At 59.4% G+C, this 20,611-nt stretch carries 19 protein-coding genes; 9 read left to right on the top strand and 10 right to left on the bottom strand.

All coding sequences use genetic code 11. From position 1 onward, the window contains the following. Positions 1–36: 36 nt before the first annotated feature. From tsaC to ACA068_RS00085, 3 genes are all read right to left on the bottom strand, one after another. Complete coding sequence (gene tsaC, locus ACA068_RS00095) at positions 37–594, bottom strand: L-threonylcarbamoyladenylate synthase type 1 TsaC (RefSeq protein WP_497306704.1); 558 nt, start codon at positions 592–594, stop codon at positions 37–39. A 54-nt stretch (positions 595–648) separates the two neighbouring features. Next, positions 649–1,752 carry a DNA-processing protein DprA gene (gene dprA, locus ACA068_RS00090; protein ID WP_497306703.1) on the bottom strand — a complete coding sequence of 368 codons (1,104 nt, stop codon included), beginning with the start codon at positions 1,750–1,752 and terminating at the stop codon, positions 649–651. An 80-nt stretch (positions 1,753–1,832) separates the two neighbouring features. Further along, on the bottom strand, positions 1,833–2,858 hold the full coding sequence (locus ACA068_RS00085) for a LysM peptidoglycan-binding domain-containing protein (protein WP_497306702.1): 1,026 nt from the start codon (positions 2,856–2,858) through the stop codon (positions 1,833–1,835). A gap of 170 nt (positions 2,859–3,028) precedes the next feature. Between ACA068_RS00085 and def the strand changes: the two genes are divergently transcribed. The 5 genes from def to ACA068_RS00060 all read left to right on the top strand — a co-directional run bounded on the left by def (position 3,029) and on the right by ACA068_RS00060 (position 7,749). Next, positions 3,029–3,535, top strand: coding sequence for a peptide deformylase (def, locus tag ACA068_RS00080; RefSeq protein ID WP_046056612.1), 507 nt, complete (start codon positions 3,029–3,031; stop codon positions 3,533–3,535). A gap of 57 nt (positions 3,536–3,592) precedes the next feature. Continuing rightward, entirely contained in the window at positions 3,593–4,552 is a 960-nt protein-coding gene (gene fmt, locus ACA068_RS00075) for a methionyl-tRNA formyltransferase (protein WP_497306700.1), read from the top strand. Beyond that, positions 4,549–5,859, top strand: a complete 1,311-nt coding sequence (gene rsmB, locus ACA068_RS00070) for a 16S rRNA (cytosine(967)-C(5))-methyltransferase RsmB (protein ID WP_497306698.1) — start codon at positions 4,549–4,551, stop codon at positions 5,857–5,859. The genes fmt and rsmB overlap by 4 nt, the downstream gene beginning before the upstream one ends. Positions 5,860–5,881: 22 nt before the next feature. Then, complete coding sequence (trkA, locus tag ACA068_RS00065; RefSeq protein ID WP_497306697.1) at positions 5,882–7,255, top strand: Trk system potassium transporter TrkA; 1,374 nt, start codon at positions 5,882–5,884, stop codon at positions 7,253–7,255. A 179-nt stretch (positions 7,256–7,434) separates the two neighbouring features. After that, the gene (locus tag ACA068_RS00060) at positions 7,435–7,749 is read left to right on the top strand and encodes a tetratricopeptide repeat protein (RefSeq protein WP_497306695.1); all 315 of its coding nucleotides are present in this window, start codon (positions 7,435–7,437) and stop codon (positions 7,747–7,749) included. On the opposite strand, the gene ACA068_RS00055 is transcribed toward ACA068_RS00060, so the two are convergent. The 3 genes from ACA068_RS00055 to tag form a co-directional block, all read right to left on the bottom strand. Then, complete coding sequence (locus ACA068_RS00055; RefSeq protein WP_497306693.1) at positions 7,750–7,989, bottom strand: PilZ domain-containing protein; 240 nt, start codon at positions 7,987–7,989, stop codon at positions 7,750–7,752. A gap of 167 nt (positions 7,990–8,156) precedes the next feature. After that, positions 8,157–9,044, bottom strand: a complete 888-nt coding sequence (locus ACA068_RS00050) for a lysophospholipid acyltransferase (RefSeq protein ID WP_497306691.1) — start codon at positions 9,042–9,044, stop codon at positions 8,157–8,159. A gap of 40 nt (positions 9,045–9,084) precedes the next feature. Beyond that, positions 9,085–9,642 carry a DNA-3-methyladenine glycosylase I gene (gene tag, locus ACA068_RS00045; RefSeq protein ID WP_497306690.1) on the bottom strand — a complete coding sequence of 186 codons (558 nt, stop codon included), beginning with the start codon at positions 9,640–9,642 and terminating at the stop codon, positions 9,085–9,087. A gap of 81 nt (positions 9,643–9,723) precedes the next feature. Here tag and glyQ point away from each other — a divergent pair, with 81 nt between their 5' ends. The 4 genes from glyQ (at position 9,724) to ACA068_RS00025 (ending at position 14,130) form a co-directional block, all read left to right on the top strand. After that, entirely contained in the window at positions 9,724–10,677 is a 954-nt protein-coding gene (glyQ, locus tag ACA068_RS00040) for a glycine--tRNA ligase subunit alpha (RefSeq protein ID WP_008155694.1), read from the top strand. Beyond that, positions 10,674–12,728: a glycine--tRNA ligase subunit beta gene (gene glyS, locus ACA068_RS00035; protein WP_497306688.1), complete on the top strand. Its 2,055-nt coding sequence runs from the start codon at positions 10,674–10,676 to the stop codon at positions 12,726–12,728. The genes glyQ and glyS overlap by 4 nt, the downstream gene beginning before the upstream one ends. A gap of 6 nt (positions 12,729–12,734) precedes the next feature. Then, positions 12,735–13,268: a D-glycero-beta-D-manno-heptose 1,7-bisphosphate 7-phosphatase gene (gene gmhB / locus ACA068_RS00030; protein ID WP_497306687.1), complete on the top strand. Its 534-nt coding sequence runs from the start codon at positions 12,735–12,737 to the stop codon at positions 13,266–13,268. 82 nt (positions 13,269–13,350) lie between these two features. Further along, entirely contained in the window at positions 13,351–14,130 is a 780-nt protein-coding gene (locus tag ACA068_RS00025; protein WP_497306685.1) for a lysophospholipid acyltransferase family protein, read from the top strand. A gap of 264 nt (positions 14,131–14,394) precedes the next feature. Here ACA068_RS00025 and gyrB read toward each other — a convergent pair whose 3' ends face one another. From gyrB to dnaA, 4 genes are read right to left on the bottom strand one after another with little or no spacing between them, the layout of a single operon-like run. Then, entirely contained in the window at positions 14,395–16,818 is a 2,424-nt protein-coding gene (gyrB, locus tag ACA068_RS00020; RefSeq protein WP_497306683.1) for a DNA topoisomerase (ATP-hydrolyzing) subunit B, read from the bottom strand. Between the two features lie 5 nt (positions 16,819–16,823). After that, entirely contained in the window at positions 16,824–17,927 is a 1,104-nt protein-coding gene (gene recF / locus ACA068_RS00015) for a DNA replication/repair protein RecF (protein WP_497306681.1), read from the bottom strand. Between the two features lie 20 nt (positions 17,928–17,947). Then, positions 17,948–19,051 (bottom strand): DNA polymerase III subunit beta, encoded by a 1,104-nt coding sequence (gene dnaN, locus ACA068_RS00010; RefSeq protein WP_008155702.1) that lies wholly within the window; start codon positions 19,049–19,051, stop codon positions 17,948–17,950. Between the two features lie 39 nt (positions 19,052–19,090). Then, positions 19,091–20,611, bottom strand: coding sequence for a chromosomal replication initiator protein DnaA (gene dnaA, locus ACA068_RS00005; RefSeq protein ID WP_497306679.1), 1,521 nt, complete (start codon positions 20,609–20,611; stop codon positions 19,091–19,093).

Here is a 20,611-nt window from a genome sequence, read left to right as displayed (position 1 = left end):
GGAGCAAGCTCCCTCGCCACAGGTGTTACTGCGGGATTAATCCGGGCGAATGACGTTCCCGGTCGCCACATCGCGGATCACGCTCGGATTCCTGCGCCCACCCAGATTCCCGCCCAACACCAGATCCACCTGCCCACGGAAATACTGCTCGACGCGAAGCCGGGTCCGCGCCGCCGGCCGGCCCTGAGGGTTAGCCGAGGTCGACACCAACGGCCCCACCATCGCACACAAATCCCGCACCTGCGGGTGGTCGCTAACGCGTAGTGCCACCGTTTCATGCACGCCGGTAATCCACTGCGGCAACAGATTCTGATGCGGCACCAGCCAGGTATTCGGCCCCGGCCACGTGCTGGCCATGCGGTCCATCCACAGTTCCGGGAAGTCTTCGAACAGGAAGTCGAACTGACGAATATTGTCGGCCACCAGAATCAGGCCCTTCTCCACAGAGCGGCCCTTGATCATCAACAGACGATACACCGCCTCTTCGTCCCACGGATCGCAACCCAGGCCCCAGACCGCTTCGGTTGGATAGGCAATCACTGCCCCTGCGCGAACGGCTTGTGCGGCTTGTTGCACGCGCCAACTGTTGACCATGAAAAACTCTCCGGAATAAGGCTCTGCGCAGTTTACCGATCTTCCTTATAAAACCTAGCTCACCCGCGCAAACCAGCGTCCGCTTTCGCACACCGCCCGGCCGTCCATTTCCAGCTCCGTCAGCGCTGCCAGCACTTTGGACAAGGCCCAGCCACTGCTGACCGACAACGCTTCGCTGGTGTGGGGCGCGGCGTGAAGCAACATGAGCAGTGGATGAGTGGGTGCTTGCAGCGTCTCTGTGGATAACGGCAGCCGCTGCCAACCGCGCAAGGCTTCGAGGATATGCTCAATGGTTTCCACCAGCATCGCCCCGTCGCGGATCAACTGGTGACACCCCTTGGCGCCAGGGTGGTGGATCGACCCTGGAATCGCGTACACCTCGCGCCCCTGTTCCGCCGCCAGCCTCGCCGTGATCAATGAACCACTCGCAACACTCGCCTCGACCACCAGCACACCGAGGGATAAACCGCTGATGATTCGGTTGCGCCGAGGGAAGTTGCCGGCGCTGGGACCGGCGTCCAGGGGGAACTCGGAAAGCACCGCGCTGCCCGACGCGATCATGGCGTCCGCCAGCCGCCGATTGCGCTGTGGATAAAACTTTTCAAGTCCCGTGCCAAGTACCCCGACCGTTCGCCCACCTACGTCCAGTGCAGCTTGATGTGCGGCCGCATCGATGCCCAGCGCCAGACCGCTGGTGATGACGAAACCGGCGCCGGCAAGACTGCGCGAAAATGCCGCTGCGGTATCCATGCCCGGTCGCGAAGCGCGACGACTGCCGACCATCGCCAATTGCGGTTGTTCCAGAATGTCGGGATCGCCAGCCACAAATAACAGCGGTGGTGCATCGCTGATTTCCGCCAGCAGCGCGGGGTACTCCGGCTGGTCCCACATCAGTAAATGCTGGCCCGGACGCTCTAGCCAGGCCAATGCGTGGGCCGCGCCATCGCGCACTTCATTGGCGCGCCGTGCTTCGGCGCACGCCAGCGGCAAGCCCAGCGAACGCCAGGCGCTGGCGGGCGCGCTGATGGCTTTGGACGCCGAGCCGAAGGCTTCGAGCAGTTTCTTAAAACGCGCCGGACCAAGTTCCGGCAAACGATGCAGACGTAAACGAGCTTCCAGTTCCGCAGGGGAAACCGGTGTGACGGTAGACAGCGACATGGATCATCCTTGATCGTTATGAGCCCCGTTCAAACGGGAATAAGCTGTGGATAACTCTGTTGGTAACTTGTGGAGCAGGCTTAAGGATTTCGCACCTTGTCCATGACCGCCAGCGAGCGCGATGCGTTGAGCACCAGCCCGTAACTGAGCTTGTCGTAGGTGCGGAACACCATCAGCAAACCGGCTCGCTCATCGGGGATTTTCAGTGGCTGGCCGGTGATCCGGTCGCGCACGGTTTCACCGGTCTTCATCACCACCAGCACGTTGCCTTCGGCCAGGCCATCGCGCTGACCTTTGTTCAGGGTCACGACATCCAGCGCGCCAATCTGGGTAACCCCGCGCGGCACATCGATGATCAAGCCATTAATTTCTGTTTTTGGCGCACTGGGCATGAAGGTCGAGTTGATCGAGCGTTCCTCGCCACTGAACAAACGGTCGCCAAGACGCACTTCCTGAGTCGTACGTTGCAGTGCCAGGGTGGCGACGTCGCCCTCGGTGGCAATGATTTCGCCGCCGCCAATGTCATCGGCGTTGATCCCCAAAAACTCCATGCTCTGCGGATCGGTGTAGACCTTGCCCTGGCGGAAGATCCCATAGACCGGCTGGTTCGGGTCGAAATGGCCACGGGCGAAAATGCGGTCACCGGTGCCGCTGAGCACGCGTTCGGCATCCCCGGCGACGATGTAGGGCGCCTTGTCGAAGTCCTCGACCTTGTCGACGATGCGGTTGCTCAACAAAAAGCTGTTGATCGATTGCAGCGGAATGCTCGGGATCGCATCAGCCACCGACGAACTGCGCACCCGTGGCGAGAGCTTGATGGTGCCGCGTGAAACCCCACGATTGAGGGTCAGTCGCGGCTGTCCGTTGACATAGACCAGCGACAGCGAGTCGCCGGGGTAGATGAGATTAGGGTTTTCAATCTGTGGATTGGCCTGCCACAGCTCCGGCCACTTCCACGGCTCGCGGAGGAATTTTCCCGAAATGTCCCAGAGTGTGTCACCCGCCGCCACCGTGTATTGCTGTGGAAAACCTTCCTTGAGTTGCACTTGCCCATGCGCCAAACCGGCCGAGGCCAGAAGGAGCAAGGCGAGTAGTGATTTCCTCATGCGGTGAATCCCTTTATTATGTGCGTTCGCGTGAAACGCCAGAGCCCTCGTGGCTCGCTCCTGACTCTTTGAGAAAAGAAAAGGAGCTACGCTTCACAACGGTAGCCTGCATCTTCGGACCTGCCAGGCCATCGACCCGACTTTACCTCACACGTGCAGCAATTAAGCTTATGGCCATTTTAGACATCCTCGAATTTCCCGATTCGCGCCTGCGCACTATCGCCAAACCCGTGGCCGTAGTGGACGACGAAGTGCGTCAGTTGGTCGACGACATGTTTGAAACAATGTATGAAGCGCCAGGCATCGGCCTCGCCGCGACCCAGGTCAACGTGCACAAACGTATCGTCGTGATGGACCTCTCCGAAGACCGCAGCGAACCACGGGTGTTCATCAACCCCGAGTTCGAAACCCTGACCGACGAGATGGAGCAGTATCAGGAAGGCTGCCTCTCAGTGCCGGGCTTCTACGAAAACGTCGATCGCCCACAGAAGGTCAAAATCAAGGCCCTGGACCGCGACGGCCAGCCTTACGAACTGATCGCCGAAGGCCTGCTCGCCGTGTGCATCCAGCACGAATGCGACCACCTGAACGGCAAATTGTTCGTCGACTACCTGTCCAATCTCAAACGCGACCGAATCAAGAAGAAACTGGAAAAGCTCCATCGCCAGAACGCTTGATGCCCTTCTTTCAAAGGCTTGCTGCGGCAAGCCTTTTTCTTTTCAGAGATTGCTCCCATGACTGAGCCACTGCGCATCGTCTTTGCCGGCACCCCGGAATTCGCCGCCGAACACCTCAAGGCCCTGCTCGCCAGCCCTTACGAAGTCGTCGCGGTTTACACCCAGCCGGACCGTCCGGCGGGCCGTGGGCAAAAGTTGATGCCGAGCCCGGTCAAGCAACTCGCGCTGGAAAACAACATCCCGGTGTTGCAGCCGCCGACGCTGCGCAACGAAGAAGCCCAGGCTGAATTGGCCGCACTCAAGCCGGACTTGCTGGTGGTGGTCGCCTATGGCTTGATCCTGCCGCAAGTGGTGCTGGATATTCCGCGCCTGGGTTGCATCAACAGCCACGCTTCGTTGCTGCCACGCTGGCGCGGGGCGGCGCCGATCCAGCGTGCCGTCGAAGCCGGCGACAGCGAAAGCGGCGTGACCGTGATGCGCATGGAGCTGGGCCTCGACACCGGGCCGATGCTGCTGAAAGTCACCACGCCGATCACCGCCGAAGACACCGGCGGCAGCCTCCACGACCGTCTCGCCGAAATGGGCCCACCGGCCGTGATTCAAGCGATAGCCGGCCTCGCCGCCGGAACGCTGGAAGGCGAAGTGCAGGACGACAGTCTTGCCACCTACGCGCACAAATTGAACAAAGACGAAGCACGCATCGATTGGAGCCGTCCGGCGGTTGAGCTGGAACATCTGGTCCGCGCCTTCAACCCGTGGCCGATCACGCACAGCACGCTGAACGGCGAAGCACTGAAAGTGCTGGCCGCGAGCCTCGCCGAAGGGCAGGGCGCACCGGGGCAAATCCTCAGCGCCAGCAAGGACGGCTTGATCGTCGCCTGCGGTGAGCAAGCCCTGTGTCTGACTCGTCTGCAATTGCCCGGCGGCAAGGCGCTGAACTTCAGCGACTTGTTCAACAGCCGTCGTGAGAAATTCGCCCTCGGCACCGTGCTCGGTCAAGCGGTGGACGCTCAATGAACCCGCGTCTTGCCGCCGCCAAGGCACTTGCCGCTGTTCTTAACGGAAAAGCCTCCCTCAACAGTTCGCTGCCGACACAGATGGACAAGGTCGAAGACCGTGACCGCGGCTTCACCCAGGACCTGGCGTTCGGCACCGCACGCTGGCAGCCACGTTTGTCGGCGCTGGCGGCCAAGTTGCTGCAGAAGCCGTTCAAGGCAGCGGACGCCGATGTCGAGGCGCTGCTGCTGGTCGGTCTTTATCAACTGCTCTACACCCGTGTTCCGGCCCACGCCGCCATCGGTGAAACCGTCGGTTGCGCCGACAAGCTGAAAAAGCCCTGGGCCAAGGCCTTGCTCAACGCCGTGCTGCGCCGCGCCCAACGTGAAAGCGAAGCACTACTGGCGGAGCTGGAACACGATCCGGTGGTGCGCACCGCGCATCCGCGCTGGCTGCAAAAATCCCTCAAGGCTTTCTGGCCTGAGCAGTGGGAAGCCATTTGCGCGGCAAACAACGCTCACCCGCCGATGATTTTGCGGGTCAACCGCCGCCACCACTCTCGCGACGCTTACCTTGGGCTGCTGACTGAGGCCGGCATCGCCGCCACGCCATGCGTCTACAGTCAGGACGGCATCATCCTGGAAGCCGCCGCCGACGTGCGCAGCTTGCCGGGTTTCGCCGAAGGCTGGATCAGCGTGCAGGACGAAGCGGCGCAACTGGCCGCCGACCTGCTCGACCTCGCGCCGGGCCAACGGGTACTGGATGCGTGCTGTGCGCCGGGCGGCAAGACCTGCCACATCCTCGAAGCCGAGCCAAAACTGGCTGGCGTCGTGGCGGTGGATCTGGAAGCCAAGCGCCTGGTTCGAGTGCGCGAGAACCTTGCACGCCTGGGCTTGAGCGCAGAACTGATCGCCGCCGACGGCCGCGACACCGCGACCTGGTGGGATGGCAAACCTTTCCAGCGCATTTTGCTGGATGCGCCATGTTCGGCGACTGGCGTGATCCGTCGTCACCCCGACATCAAGCTGACTCGCCAACCGGATGACATTGCTGCACTGGCGATGCTTCAGGGCGAACTGCTGGACGCCATGTGGATAACTCTGGAGGTCGGCGGGATTCTGCTTTACGCCACCTGCTCCGCGCTGCCGACCGAGAACACCGAAGTCATCGAAGCCTTCCTCGCTCGCACACCGGGTGCGCGTGAACTGGACCTCGCCACGGCCGCCGGCATCAAGCAACCTCATGGTCGCCAGTTGCTGGCCCAGGAAGGCGGCCACGACGGGTTCTACTACGCCAAGCTGATCAAGATCGCCGCCGCACGCGGTTAACCGGTTTTAAGGGAGTAACTGGATGAAAATCATCATCCTCGGCGCAGGGCAGGTCGGCGGTTCGCTGGCAGAACATCTGGCCAGCGAGGCCAACGACATTACCGTGGTCGACACCGACGGCGAACGCCTGCGCAACCTCGGCGATCGACTGGACATCCGCACCGTGCAGGGCCGCGGCTCGCTGCCGACAGTGTTGCGTCAGGCCGGCGCAGACGATGCGGACATGCTGGTGGCGGTGACCAACAGCGACGAAACCAACATGGTGGCCTGTCAGGTCGCCCACACCCTGTTCCACACCCCGACCAAGATCGCCCGGGTCCGCGAAGCGGCGTACCTGACGCGCTCCGAGCTGTTCGATAACGAAGCGATTCCGGTGGACGTGCTGATCAGCCCGGAACAAGTGGTGACCAATTACATCAAGCGCCTGATCCAGCATCCGGGTGCGTTGCAGGTGATTGACTTCGCCGAAGGCAAAGCGCAACTGGTGGCGGTGAAGGCGTACTACGGCGGACCGCTGGTGGGGCAGCAACTGCGTCAGTTGCGTGAACACATGCCCAACGTTGAAACCCGGGTTGCAGCGATTTTCCGCCGTGACCGGCCGATCCTGCCCCAGGGCGATACGGTGATAGAGGCCGACGACGAAGTGTTTTTCATCGCTGCCAAGGCGAATATTCGCGCGGTGATGAGCGAAATGCGCCGCCTCGATGAGAGCTACAAGCGCATCGTCATCGCCGGTGGCGGGCAGATCGGTGAGCGCTTGGCCGAAGCGATCGAAAGCCGTTATCAAGTGAAGATCATCGAGATGAACCCGGCCCGCTGCCGCCATCTCTCGGACACCCTCGACAGCACCGTGGTGTTGCAGGGCAGTGCCTCGGATCGCGACTTGCTGATGGAGGAGAATATTGCCGACGCGGATATCTTCCTGGCCCTGACAAACGATGACGAAGCCAACATCATGTCCTCGTTGCTGGCCAAGCGCCTGGGCGCGAAGAAGGTGATGACGATCATCAACAACCCGGCTTACGTTGATTTGATCCAGGGCGGCGATATCGACATCGCCATCAGCCCACAACTGGCAACGATCGGCACGCTGCTGGCCCACGTGCGGCGGGGCGATATCGTCAGCGTGCACTCATTGCGCCGCGGCGCGGCGGAAGCCATCGAGGCGATTGCCCACGGTGATGAGAGGTCGAGCAAGGTCATCGGCAAGGCCATCGAGAACATCGGTTTGCCGCCGGGGACGACGATTGGCGCGATCATTCGTGATGAAGAAGTGATCATTGCGCATGACAACACGGTGATCGCGGCGGGCGACCATGTGATTTTGTTCCTTGTGGATAAGAAGCATATTCGGGATGTGGAGAAGCTGTTCCATGTGGGTTTGAGCTTTTTCTGATCCAGAAAATGCGGTAGACGGTCTGGCCTCATCGCGAGCAGGCTCGCTCCCACAGGGGTTCTCGGGCGTACACAATTTTTGTGTCCACTGAAGATCTAATGTGGGAGCGAGCCTGCTCGCGATGGCGATCTAACTGAAACGGATCCATCCCCTGACACACCTCAACAAGGACTCCACCCATGCTCGAATCCCTGGAAAAAATGCTCGCCAAGGGTGTGGATAACTCATTGTTGCGCTTCGGCCTGGGCAAGGGTTATCTGGATCTTGGGGAAAACGCCAAGGCCGCCGAGCATTTCCAGCGCTGCGTCGAATTCGATCCGAAGTATTCGGCCGCCTGGAAGCTCTTAGGCAAAGCCCATCTGGCGCTGGCCGACTTTCCCGCGGCGCGTCAGGCGTGGGAGCAGGGCCTGGAAGCCGCTCGCGCCCATGGCGACAAGCAGGCAGAAAAGGAAATGACGGTGTTTCTGAAGAAGCTTGAGCGGCAGACGCACTGATCAGAGATAGCGCAGGCCGATGCCATCGGCGTCGACCAGCACCACTTCCATGCGCACGCGCGGCGCTCCTGTGGGCAAGTCTTGCACCTGCCCGTACACGACCGCGCCTTTAGGCAACGACGACAAGCCCGGATGCTTGACGTAAACGCCCGTGGTTGAAAGGTTGCGGGTCTGGCCGAGGCATTCACCGACGCTTTCGTGAGTGATCTTGATGCGAAACGACTTGCGGTGTTCGGACATCTTTTGCGCCCTTGCTGAACGTGGGTTGTGGATAACGCAAACCTGTAGGAGCGAGGCGTGCCCGCGAAGGCGATATCCCATCCAACATCAATGTTGAAGGTGATGGCCTCTTCGCGGGCAAGCCTCGCTCCTACAAGGTCAGGTATCCACAGATCGTGCCATTTATGTCAGTACCAACGCTCTTCACCCGGTGGCCGCTTCTTGAAGCGCTTCATGCTCCACATGTACTGGCTCGGATAGGCCCGCACATACCGTTCGACCACCTGGCTCATGGCCGCGCACGACGTTTCGGTATCGGTGCTGTACATGGCCTCGGGCGCGGCTTCCAGGATCACTTTGTAACCTGAACCGTCCGGCAGCCGCAGGGCATGCAGGAACACACCGACCGCTTTACCGCCGGCGAGCATGTTCGGGACGAACTTGCTGGTCAGGGCCTGAGTAGCGAAGAACGGTACGAAAATCCCAGCGGATTCCGACGGTTCCGGGTCAGCGGGGATGCCCACTGCACCACCTTTGCGCACTTCCTTGATCACGCTGAGGATGCCTTCCTTGGTGGAAGCGGCCACACGATTGCCCAATTGCACGCGCTGTTTGCGCAGCAAATCATCCACAGCCTTCAGTTTCGGTGGACGATAAAAAATGATCGGTTTGCACTGGTTGCAATAGAAGTGGTTCAACACTTCCCAGTTGCCCAGGTGGCTGGTGATGCCGACGACACCTTTGCCGGAGGCGAGGGCATCCTTCAACACATCGAGGCCCTCGACTTCACGCACCAGGTCGATGGAACGCTGGGCCGGCCAGATCCAGGCGCAGGCGCTTTCGGTAAGGGACTTGCCGATGTCTTTCAGGCTCTGGCCGGCAAGTTGCTCGCGTTCAGCCGGGTCCATTTGCGGAAAGCACTTGGCCAGGTTGATCCGCACCACATCGCGGGAACGGTTTGGGGTTTTCCACATCACCCAGCCAATGGCCGAGCCCACTGCTTGCACTGCCCGCCACGGGAGCAGGGCAAACAGCCGCAGAGCGCCTACCAGCAAGGCGCCTTTAAACTTATCCACAGGTCACTCCTGATCTTGTGCGGTGCGCGAGGCGGCCATTCTAACCGCCGTTGGCGAGCTGAGCGTAGCGGTCGCAGTCTTGCGTGTGGTCCATGACCATGCCCGAGGCCTGCATCAACGCGTAGCAAATGGTCGGACCGACGAACGTGAAGCCGGCCTTTTTCAGGCCTTTGCTCATCTCGACCGCGACCGGCGTGACCGCCGGCACCTCGGTGCGATCCTTGAAATGATTGATCACAGGCTTGCCGCCGACGAAGGACCAGAGAAACACTACCGGGTCCTCCAGCGCCAGCCAGGCCTGGGCGTTTCGGCGGGCCGCATTGAGTTTGAGGCGATTGCGAATGATGCCCGGATCGAGCATCAATTCATCGATTTCCGCGTCGCTCATCTGCGCCACCCGTTGGACGTCGAAGCCGAACAATACCTCGCGATATCGCTCACGTTTACGCAGCACGGTGATCCAGGAAAGGCCGGCCTGGAACCCTTCGAGCAAAAGCAACTCGAACAAACCCTGCGCATCGCGTAGCGGCGTGCCCCACTCCTGATCGTGATAAGCCATGTACAGCGGATCTTCGGAACACCAAAAGCAGCGTGGCATAAGGCTCCAGGGGGCGTGCGCAGGACCGAATCGGGTATACTCCCGCTCTTTAAATCGCAGCCCAAGAAACAGGTGAATTTCGTGAGCCAGCCTACGCCAGCCGTGCGTACCTTCCAAGACTTGATCCTCGCCCTCCAGCAATACTGGGCCGAGCAAGGTTGTGTGGTACTTCAGCCCTACGATATGGAAGTAGGCGCCGGCACTTTCCACACCGCTACATTCCTGCGCGCCATTGGCCCGGAAACCTGGAACGCCGCTTATGTGCAGCCCAGTCGTCGCCCGACTGACGGCCGCTACGGCGAAAACCCGAACCGTCTGCAGCACTACTACCAGTTTCAGGTAGTCCTGAAGCCGAACCCGGACAACTTCCAGGAACTGTATCTGGGCTCCCTCAAGCACGTTGGCCTGGACCCGTTGGTCCACGACATCCGCTTCGTCGAAGACAACTGGGAATCGCCGACACTGGGCGCCTGGGGTCTGGGCTGGGAAGTCTGGCTCAACGGCATGGAAGTGACGCAGTTCACTTACTTCCAGCAAGCGGGCGGCATCGAATGCTACCCGGTGACCGGCGAGATCACTTACGGTCTGGAGCGTCTGGCCATGTACCTGCAAGGTGTGGACTCGGTCTACGACCTGGTCTGGGCTGACGGTCCGATGGGGAAAGTGACCTACGGCGACGTGTTCCACCAGAACGAAGTGGAGCAATCCACCTATAACTTCGAACACGCGAACGTCGAGAAGCTGTTCGAACTGTTCGATTTCTACGAAAGCGAAGCCAAGCGCCTGATCGAACTCGACCAGCCGCTGCCGTTGCCGAGCTACGAAATGGTATTGAAGGCGTCGCACACCTTCAACCTGCTGGATGCGCGCCGGGCGATTTCGGTGACCGCGCGTCAGCAATACATCCTGCGTGTTCGCACCCTGGCGCGTTCCGTTGCGCAAGCCTACCTGCTGGCTCGCGCCAAGCTGGGCTTCCCGATGGCGACCCCGGACCTGCGTGACGAAGTACTGGCCAAGCTGGAGGCTGCACAATGAGTGCTCAAGATTTTCTGGTTGAACTGGGCACCGAAGAACTGCCACCCAAAGCCCTGAACACCCTGGCCGACGCGTTCCTGGCCGGTATCGACAAGGGCCTGCAAGCCGCTGGCCTGAACTACGAGACCAAAACCGTCTACGCCGCGCCACGTCGTCTGGCTGTACTGATCACCGCATTGTCGACCCAGCAGCCCGATCGCAGCATCAACCTCGACGGCCCGCCACGTCAGGCCGCGTTCGATGCCGAAGGCAACCCGACTCAAGCGGCCCTGGGCTTCGCCAAGAAGTGCGGCGTCGATCTGAGCGAAATCGATCAGAGCGGCCCGAAACTGCGTTACAGCCAAAGCATCGCCGGCAAACCGACCGCGAGCCTGCTGCCGACCATCGTCGAAGATTCGCTGAACGACCTGCCGATCCCGAAGCGCATGCGCTGGGGTGCTCGCAAAGAAGAATTCGTTCGCCCGACTCAGTGGCTGGTAATGCTGCTGGGTGACCAGGTCATCGATTGCACGATCCTCGCCCAGAAGTCCGGCCGTGATTCCCGTGGTCACCGCTTCCATCACCCGGAAAGCGTGCGCATCACCTCGCCGGCCAATTACCTGACCGACCTGCGTGCCGCCTACGTGCTTGCCGACGCCAATGAGCGCCGCGAGCTGATCAGCAAGCGCACCGAAGAGCTGGCGACGATGCAGGAAGGTACTGCCATCGTTCCACCTGCCTTGCTCGACGAAGTGACCGCGCTGGTTGAATGGCCAGTGCCGCTGGTGTGCTCGTTCGAAGAGCGTTTTCTCGACGTGCCGCAAGAAGCCCTGATCACCACCATGCAGGACAACCAGAAGTACTTCTGCCTGCTGGATGCCGACGGCAAGTTGCTGCCACGTTTCATCACCGTGGCCAACATCGAAAGCAAAGACCCGCAACAGATCATCGCCGGTAACGAGAAAGTGGTTCGCCCTCGCCTGACCGACGCCGAGTTCTTCTTCAAGCAAGACAAGAAGCAGAAACTCGAAGACTTCAACCTGCGCCTGCAGAACGTGGTGTTTCAGGAAAAACTCGGCAGCGTCTATGACAAGGCCGAGCGCGTTTCCAAACTCGCCGCGTTCATCGCGCAACGCATTGGCGGTAACGCCGCGTGGGCTTCCCGTGCCGGCCTGCTGTCCAAGTGCGACCTGGCGACCGAGATGGTCGGTGAGTTCCCGGAGATGCAAGGCGTCGCCGGTTACTACTACGCCCTCAACGACGGCGAGCCGGAAGAAGTCGCACTGGCGCTGAACGAGCAGTACATGCCGCGCGGTGCCGGCGCTGAACTGCCTACCACCCTGACCGGCGCGGCCGTGGCCATCGCTGACAAGCTCGACACCCTGGTCGGTATCTTCGGCATCGGCATGTTGCCTACCGGTAGCAAAGACCCGTATGCCCTGCGTCGTGCTGCACTCGGCGTGTTGCGCATCCTGATCGACAAGAAGCTCGACCTCGACCTGAACGACGCCGTAGCATTTGCGGTGAATGCGTTCGGTGCCAAGGTCAAGGCTGCCGGCCTGAACGATTCGGTGCTCGAGTTCATCTTCGACCGTCTGCGTGCCCGTTACGAAGACGAAGGCGTTGATGTCGGGACTTACCTGTCCGTGCGTGCTCTGAAGCCGGGTTCGGCGCTGGACTTCGACCAACGCGTACAAGCCGTAGAAGCGTTCCGCAAATTGCCGGAAGCCGCCGCACTGGCCGCAGTGAACAAGCGTGTTTCGAACTTGCTGAGCAAGGTGGAAGGCTCTATTCCTTCGGTCGTAGAAGCCAAGTACTTCGACAACGCCAACGAGTTCTCCTTGTACTCGGCGATCCAGCAGGCTGACCAGGCTGTGCAGCCAATGGCCGCTGCACGTCAGTACAGCGAATCGCTGGCACGTCTGGCTGCATTGCGCGAGCCGGTTGATGCGTTTTTCGAGGCCGTGATGGTCAATGCGGACGACGCCAAGGTCCGCGCCAACCGTTATGCGTTGCTGGCGCGTCTGCGTGGACTGTTCCTCGGCGTCGCCGACATTTCGATGCTGGGGTAAGACTGTTTGAAACTGCTGATTCTCGATCGGGACGGGGTGATCAATTACGACTCCGACGCTTACATCAAGTCGGTGGAGGAGTGGATTCCGCTCCCCGGCTCGATCGAAGCCATCGCGCAGTTGAGCAAGGCCGGCTGGACGGTGGCGGTCGCTACCAACCAGTCGGGCATCGCTCGCGGCTATTACGACCTCGCGACCCTGGACGCCATGCACGAGCGCTTGCGCACGCTGGTGGCGGAGCAGGGGGGCGAGGTCGGGCTGATCGTCTATTGCCCGCACGGGCCGGACGACGGCTGCGATTGCCGCAAGCCAAAACCCGGGATGTTGAAAATCATCGCCGCTCATTACAACGTGTCGCTGACTAATCTATGGTTCGTTGGCGACAGTCTCGGTGACCTGGAAGCCGCCAAAGCCGTCGATTCTCAGCCAGTTTTAGTAAAGACCGGGAAAGGCGAAAAGACTCAGGGCAAAACCCTGCCGGTAGGCACCTTGATTTTTGACGATCTGGCGGCGATTGCCGCAGAACTTATCCACAATTAGAGTGCTTCGATTGTTCCTGACCAAGGATTGATCGGGAGTGCGCTTTATATAGACGGGCAGAGCCCGCACGGTAAACGTCACCATGTCGATACTGCAGGCCATCAGAACCTTCCTCTTTTACCTGCTGCTGGGCACCAGTTCCTTGCTTTGGTGCAGCCTGAGCTTTTTTATCGCGCCGTTTCTGCCGTTCAAGGCGCGTTATCGTTTTATCAATGTCTACTGGTGCCGTTGCGCCTTGTGGCTGAGCAAAGTCTTTCTGGGCATCAGCTACGAAGTGAAGGGCGCTGAGAACGTGCCGGACCAGCCTTGCGTGATTCAATCGAACCACCAGAGCACCTGGGAGACCTTCTTTCTCTCAGCCTACTTCGAGCCGTTGAGCCAGGTGCTCAAGCGCTCATTACTGTTTGTGCCGTTCTTCGGCTGGGCCATGGCCATGCTGCGACCGATCGCCATCGACCGCGACAATCCGAAAGCCGCGCTCAAGCATGTGGCGAAGAAAGGCGATGAATTGCTGAAGGATGGCGTCTGGGTGCTGATCTTCCCCGAAGGGACACGCGTTCCGTATGGCACCATCGGCAAGTTCTCACGCGGTGGCACCGCGTTGGCGGTCAACGCCGCACTTCCCGTGCTGCCAATTGCGCACAATGCCGGCAGGTTCTGGCCGAAAACCGGTTGGGCGAAGAAGCAGGGCGTCATCACCGTGATCATCGGAGAACCGATGTACGCCGTGGGCAGTGGGCCGCGCGCCATTGCCGATCTGAACGACCGGGTGCAGAGCTGGAACGAGCAGATGCAGCGGGAAATGGGTTCTCTGCCAGCCGCCCCTGCGGCCCCCTCGGCCAACGATCAGGTCGCTGTCTGAGATTCTGTGGATAACCTGTGTACCGTTTTACCGAAAATTAACGTTTTATGATCGTATCTTTATGATTTATATACATATTTCTTAATCTCATAAAACTCGGGAAATGGTGCATAAGTTTTTTTTGGGCGCAAAAAAACCGGCTGATATAGCCGGTTTTTTTATGCCCGCGATTTGCGATGCTTTTTGTCTCTGCGCTCATTTTTAAATGATAAAAAAAGCCAACGCTGGGCGTTGGCCTTTTTCGGTTGGCAGTTTGCTGCTGGATCAGAAGTCCAGGTTGGATACTGCCAAGGCATTGCTTTCGATGAAGTCACGACGAGGTTCGACCGCATCACCCATCAGGGTGTTGAAGATCTGATCTGCGCCAATGGCGTCTTCGATGGTCACTTTGAGCATCCGGCGCTGGCTTGGGTCCATGGTGGTTTCCCACAGCTGATCCGGGTTCATTTCGCCCAGACCTTTGTATCGCTGGATGGTGTGACGCTTGGTGCTTTCAGCCATCAGCCATTCAAGGGCTTCCTTGAACTCGGTGACCGGCTTCTTGCGCTCGCCACGCTGGATGTACGCACCGTCGTCCAGCAAGGTGCTCAGTTGAGCGCCCAGGGATACAACGGTTTTGTAATCGTTACTGCCGAAGAAGTCGCGGTTGAAGGTGACGTAGTTCGACAGACCGTGGGAGATCAGTTCAACCTCTGGCAGCCAGACGTTACGTTCACGGTCTTCACGCAGGCTGGCTTTGTAGACCAGGCCAGACTTCTCGACAGTGCGCAGACGCACTTCGTACTGGGCCATCCAATCCTGCATCGCTGCGTGATCGGACAATTGCTCCAGGCTAACAGCCGGCAGGTAGATGAAGTGCTCGGTCAGTTCCTGTGGGTACAGACGCGACAGACGCTTGAGGGTCTTCATAACCAGACGGAAGTCAGTCACCAGACGCTCAAGGGCTGGTCCGGAAATACCCGGGGCTTCCTCGTTCAGGTGCAGGCTCGCGTCTTCCAGGGCCGACTGCGTCATGTACTCTTCCATGGCGTCGTCGTCTTTGATGTATTGCTCTTGCTTGCCTTTCTTGACCTTGTACAGCGGTGGCTGCGCGATGTAGATGTAGCCGCGCTCGATCAGCTCCGGCAACTGACGAAAGAAGAAGGTCAGCAGCAGGGTACGGATGTGCGAACCGTCGACGTCAGCATCGGTCATGATGATGATGTTGTGGTAACGCAACTTCGCAATGTTGTACTCATCGCGGCCAATGCCACAGCCCAGCGCGGTGATCAAGGTGCCCACTTCTTGCGAAGAGATCATCTTATCGAAGCGCGCCTTTTCAACGTTCAGGATCTTGCCCTTGAGAGGCAGGATGGCCTGGGTCCGGCGGTTGCGACCCTGCTTGGCGGAGCCGCCAGCAGAGTCACCTTCCACGAGGTACAGTTCGGACAGGGCAGGGTCTTTTTCCTGGCAGTCAGCCAGTTTGCCCGGCAGACCGGCGATATCCAGCGCGCCTTTACGACGAGTCATCTCACGGGCTTTACGCGCCGCTTCACGAGCACGGGCCGCGTCGATCATCTTACCGACGACCAGTTTGGCTTCGTTCGGATTTTCCAACAGGAAGTCGGAGAAGTACTTGCCCATTTCCTGTTCGACCGCGGTCTTCACTTCGGAAGACACCAGCTTGTCTTTGGTCTGGGAGCTGAACTTCGGATCCGGCACTTTCACCGAAATGATCGCGGTCAGGCCTTCGCGGGCATCGTCACCAGTGGTCGCGACTTTATGTTTCTTCGCCAGACCTTCAGCTTCGATGTAGGTGTTCAAGTTACGCGTTAGTGCGGAGCGGAAACCCACCAAGTGAGTCCCGCCATCGCGCTGTGGAATGTTGTTTGTGAAGCACAACAGGTTCTCGTTGAAGCTGTCGTTCCACTGCAGGGCGATTTCCACGCCGATGCCGTCTTCGCGCTGGATGTTGAAGTGGAACACCTGGTTAACCGGAGTCTTGTTGGTGTTCAAGTACTCAACGAACGCTCGCAGGCCACCTTCATATTTGAACAGCTCTTCCTTGCCGCTGCGCTCATCCTTGAGGACGATACCGACACCGGAGTTGAGGAAGGACAGTTCACGAATCCGCTTGGCCAGGATGTCCCAGCTGAAGTGGATATTCTTGAAGGTCAGGTCGGACGGTTTGAAGTGGATCTGGGTGCCGGTGGTTTCGCTCTCACCGACGATTTTCATCGGCTCTTTCGGAACACCGTGAATGTAAGTCTGTTCCCAGATCTTGCCGCTGCGGCGAACGGTCAGGACCAGCTCTTCAGACAGGGCGTTTACCACCGAGACACCTACACCGTGCAAACCGCCGGATACTTTGTAGGAGTTGTCATCGAACTTACCGCCGGCGTGCAGCACGGTCATGATGACCTCGGCTGCCGAAACGCCTTCTTCTTTGTGCACGTCTACCGGGATGCCACGACCGTTGTCGCGAACGGTGATGGACTCATCCGGGTGGATGATGATGCTGATATCGTCGCAATGGCCAGCGAGCGCTTCATCGATGGAGTTGTCGACTACCTCGAAGACCATGTGGTGCAGACCGCTACCATCGTCGGTGTCACCAATGTACATACCGGGACGTTTGCGTACGGCATCCAGGCCTTTCAGCACTTTAATGCTCGTTGAGTCGTAGGTATTCGTATTTTCTTCGCTCAATGCCTTCACTCCCGATGGTCGTGGGTCTGGGTAATACGGCCCTGTTCCACGTGGAACAGAGCGACTGGCGTTTCCGTCTGCCAGCCTTCCCTCAATAATTCATGATCTACACAGGTGATAAACACCTGGCAGCGTAAGTCTTCCAGCAAGCGGCAAAGCGCGCGACGATGGTGCTCATCCAGTTCGGACGGCAGGTCATCCACCAGATAAATACACTGGCCGCGTCGGGCCTGGCTCACCAGATGCCCTTGGGCAATCCGCAATGCACAGACCACCAACTTCTGCTGACCACGGGACAAGATGTCCGCGGCGTTATGTGCGCCCAATCTAAGACGCAAATCAGCACGTTGTGGTCCGGCTTGGGTATGACCCATTTGCTGATCCCGCTGAAGGGAGCCGGCGAGCACAGCACTCAGCTCGCGATCCTTGTCCCAGCCGCGGTAATAGCTGAGCGTCAAACCCTCGAGCTCTACCAGTTCGCTCAAGGTCTGTTCAAAGACTGGTTTCAAGGCTTTGATGTAAGCGCGGCGATATTCATCTATTTCAGCGCTGGCTTGGCACAGTTCCCTGTCCCAAACCGCTTGCGAAACGGCGTCAAGTGTACCATGCCGCAGCCAAGAGTTTCTCTGGCGCAGGGCCTTCTGCAAGCGCTGCCAAGTGGACATGAATCGCGGTTCCACGTGGAACACACCCCAGTCGAGAAACTGCCGACGAATCTTCGGTGCGCCTTCCAACAAGCGGAAGCTGTCCGGGTTAATCAACTGAAGCGGCAGGATCTCTGCCAATTGCGCCGCGCTACGGGCATTCTGGCCGTCGATACGAATCTGAAACTCGCCCTGGCGGTCGCGAGATATCCCCAAGGCGCTGTGTCCGCCCTCGGCCAATTCAACCTGCCCAAATACCGTGCATGCCAGTTGCTCGTACTGAATGACGGGCAACAATCGGGTGCTACGAAACGAACGGGCAAGCCCCAGCAGGTGAATGGCTTCCAGAACACTGGTTTTGCCGCTGCCGTTGGCGCCGTAAAGAATATTGATTCGGGAGGAGGGGGAGAAGGTCACCGGGTGCAGATTGCGCACCGCGGTGACCGAGACGCGACTTAAGGACATCTAGCTTCTGCTAAGCATGATTACAGACGCATCGGCATGACAACGTAGGCCGAGTCGTCGTTGTCGGACTCTTGCACCAGCGCACTGCTGTTCGAGTCGGACAGGATCAGGCGAACCTGCTCGGTGGTCATCACGCCCAGCACGTCGAGCAGATAGCTCACGTTGAAGCCGATTTCCAGATTGCCGCCGTTGTACTCAACCCCCACTTCTTCTTCAGCTTCTTCCTGCTCCGGGTTGTTCGCCTGGATTTTCAGCTGACCGTTGGCCAATTGCAGTCGGATACCGCGGTACTTCTCGTTGGACAGGATCGCAGTACGGCTGAAGGCTTCACGCAGGGCTTGGCGATCACCGAGTACCAGTTTGTCGCCGCCTTTTGGCAGAACTCGCTCGTAATCAGGGAATTTACCGTCGACCAGTTTTGAAGTGAAGGTGAACTCGCCGGTCGTCGCGCGGATGTGGTGTTGACCCAGCACGATGCTGACGATGCCGTCCGGCTCGGTCAGCAAGCGCGCGAGTTCAAGGATGCCCTTGCGCGGCACGATGACCTGGTGACGATCCGGCTGACCGATATCGGCCTTCATCGAGCACATGGCCAGACGGTGACCGTCGGTGGCCACGGCGCGGATGATGCCTTCGGACACTTCCAGCAACATGCCGTTCAGGTAATAACGCACGTCCTGCTGGGCCATCGCGAAGCTGGTGCGTTCGATCAAACGACGCAGTTTGCTCTGCTCCAGGCTGCAAGTCAGCGAGCCAGGGCCTTCTTCGACCGTAGGGAAATCGTTGGCCGGCAGGGTCGACAGGGTGAAGCGGCTACGGCCGGCCTTCACGACAAGTTTCTGCTCGTCGACCTTGATGTCGATCAGCGCGTCGTTCGGCAAGCTCTTGCAGATGTCCATCAGCTTGCGCGCAGGCACGGTGATGGAACCCGGGTCTGCGGGCTCTTCGAGTTGCACACGACCGACCAGCTCGACTTCCAGGTCGGTACCGGTCAGCGACAATTGCTGGCCTTCGACAACCAGCAGCACGTTGGAGAGCACCGGCAAGGTCTGTCGGCGCTCGACGACGCCTGCGACCAGTTGCAGGGGTTTCAACAGGGCTTCGCGTTGAATGGTGAAATGCATGGTCTAGTCCCTTGCCTTAATAAGCTGCGCTGGTGTTCATCAAGTGGTCAGTGTACGCAGCAGGTTCTTGTAGTCCTCGCGGATGTCCGCGTCGGATTCCTTAAGTTCGTTGATCTTGCGGCAGGCGTGCAAAACGGTCGTATGGTCGCGGCCACCAAACACATCGCCGATTTCCGGCAAGCTGTGGTTAGTCAACTCTTTGGACAACGCCATTGCAACCTGACGCGGACGTGCGACCGAGCGTGAACGACGCTTGGACAGCAGGTCGGAGATCTTGATCTTGTAGTACTCGGCGACCGTGCGCTGAATGTTATCCACAGAGACCAGTTTGTCTTGCAGCGCCAACAGGTCTTTCAGGGATTCGCGAATCAACTCGATGGTGATGTCGCGGCCCATGAAGTGCGAGTGTGCGATCACGCGTTTCAGCGCGCCTTCCAGCTCACGGACGTTGGAGCGGATACGCTGGGCAATAAAGAACGCCGCATCGTGTGGCAGATCGACTTTGGCCTGGTCGGCCTTTTTCATCAGGATCGCGACGCGGGTTTCCAGCTCGGGGGGCTCGACGGCGACCGTCAGGCCCCAGCCGAAGCGGGATTTAAGGCGCTCTTCAAGGCCTTCGATTTCTTTCGGGTAGCGGTCACTGGTGAGAATGACCTGCTGGCCACCTTCAAGCAGGGCGTTGAAGGTGTGGAAAAACTCTTCCTGGGACCGCTCTTTGCGGGCGAAGAACTGAATGTCATCGATCAGCAACGCATCCACCGAACGGTAGAAGCGTTTGAACTCGTTGATCGCGTTCAGCTGCAGGGCCTTGACCATGTCGGCAACGAACCGCTCCGAGTGCAGGTACACGACCTTGGCATTCGGGTTCTTCTTTAATAGATGGTTACCCACAGCGTGCATCAAGTGGGTCTTACCCAAGCCGACACCGCCGTAAAGGAAGAGCGGGTTGTAACCGTGCTTCGGGTTGTCCGCTACCTGCCAGGCCGCAGCCCGGGCCAATTGGTTGGACTTACCCTCGACGAAGTTTTCGAAGGTGAAGGTGCGGTTCAGGTAACTGGTGTGCTTGAGCGCGCCTTCGACTTGCACCGTGCGCTGCTCGGAGCGAATAGGAGCCTGTTGTGAGCTGGCGCCGGCCATCGGGTCGAAGCTGTCGCGAGACGGCTCTACACTGACCTCGGCTACTTTTTGCGTCGCACGCTTGGTCGGTGTGGTCGCCGGGGCTGGCATCGGAGCGCTGGCAGGCGCTTGAGCGGCCTGAGCCTGGGACGCAGCGGCGGCCAACGGTGCATTCGGTGCCGCACGCGGTGCCGAACTGCGTTTGCTGCCTATTAATAAGGACAGCGCAGGCGCCATGCCATTGGCATGCTCATCCAGCAGCTCAAGGACCCGGCCCAGGTACTTTTCGTTGACCCAGTCGAGAACAAAACGATTCGGTGCGTAGACACGCAACTCGTCGCCTTCGGCTTCGACCTGTAGTGGACGGATCCAAGTGTTGAATTGTTGGGCAGGCAGCTCATCGCGCAAAAGCTCCACGCACTGCTGCCAAAGTTCCACTGACAC

The organism is Pseudomonas sp. LBUM1660, assembly GCF_059695935.1.
This window is presented reverse-complemented; position numbering and strand designations above follow the sequence as displayed.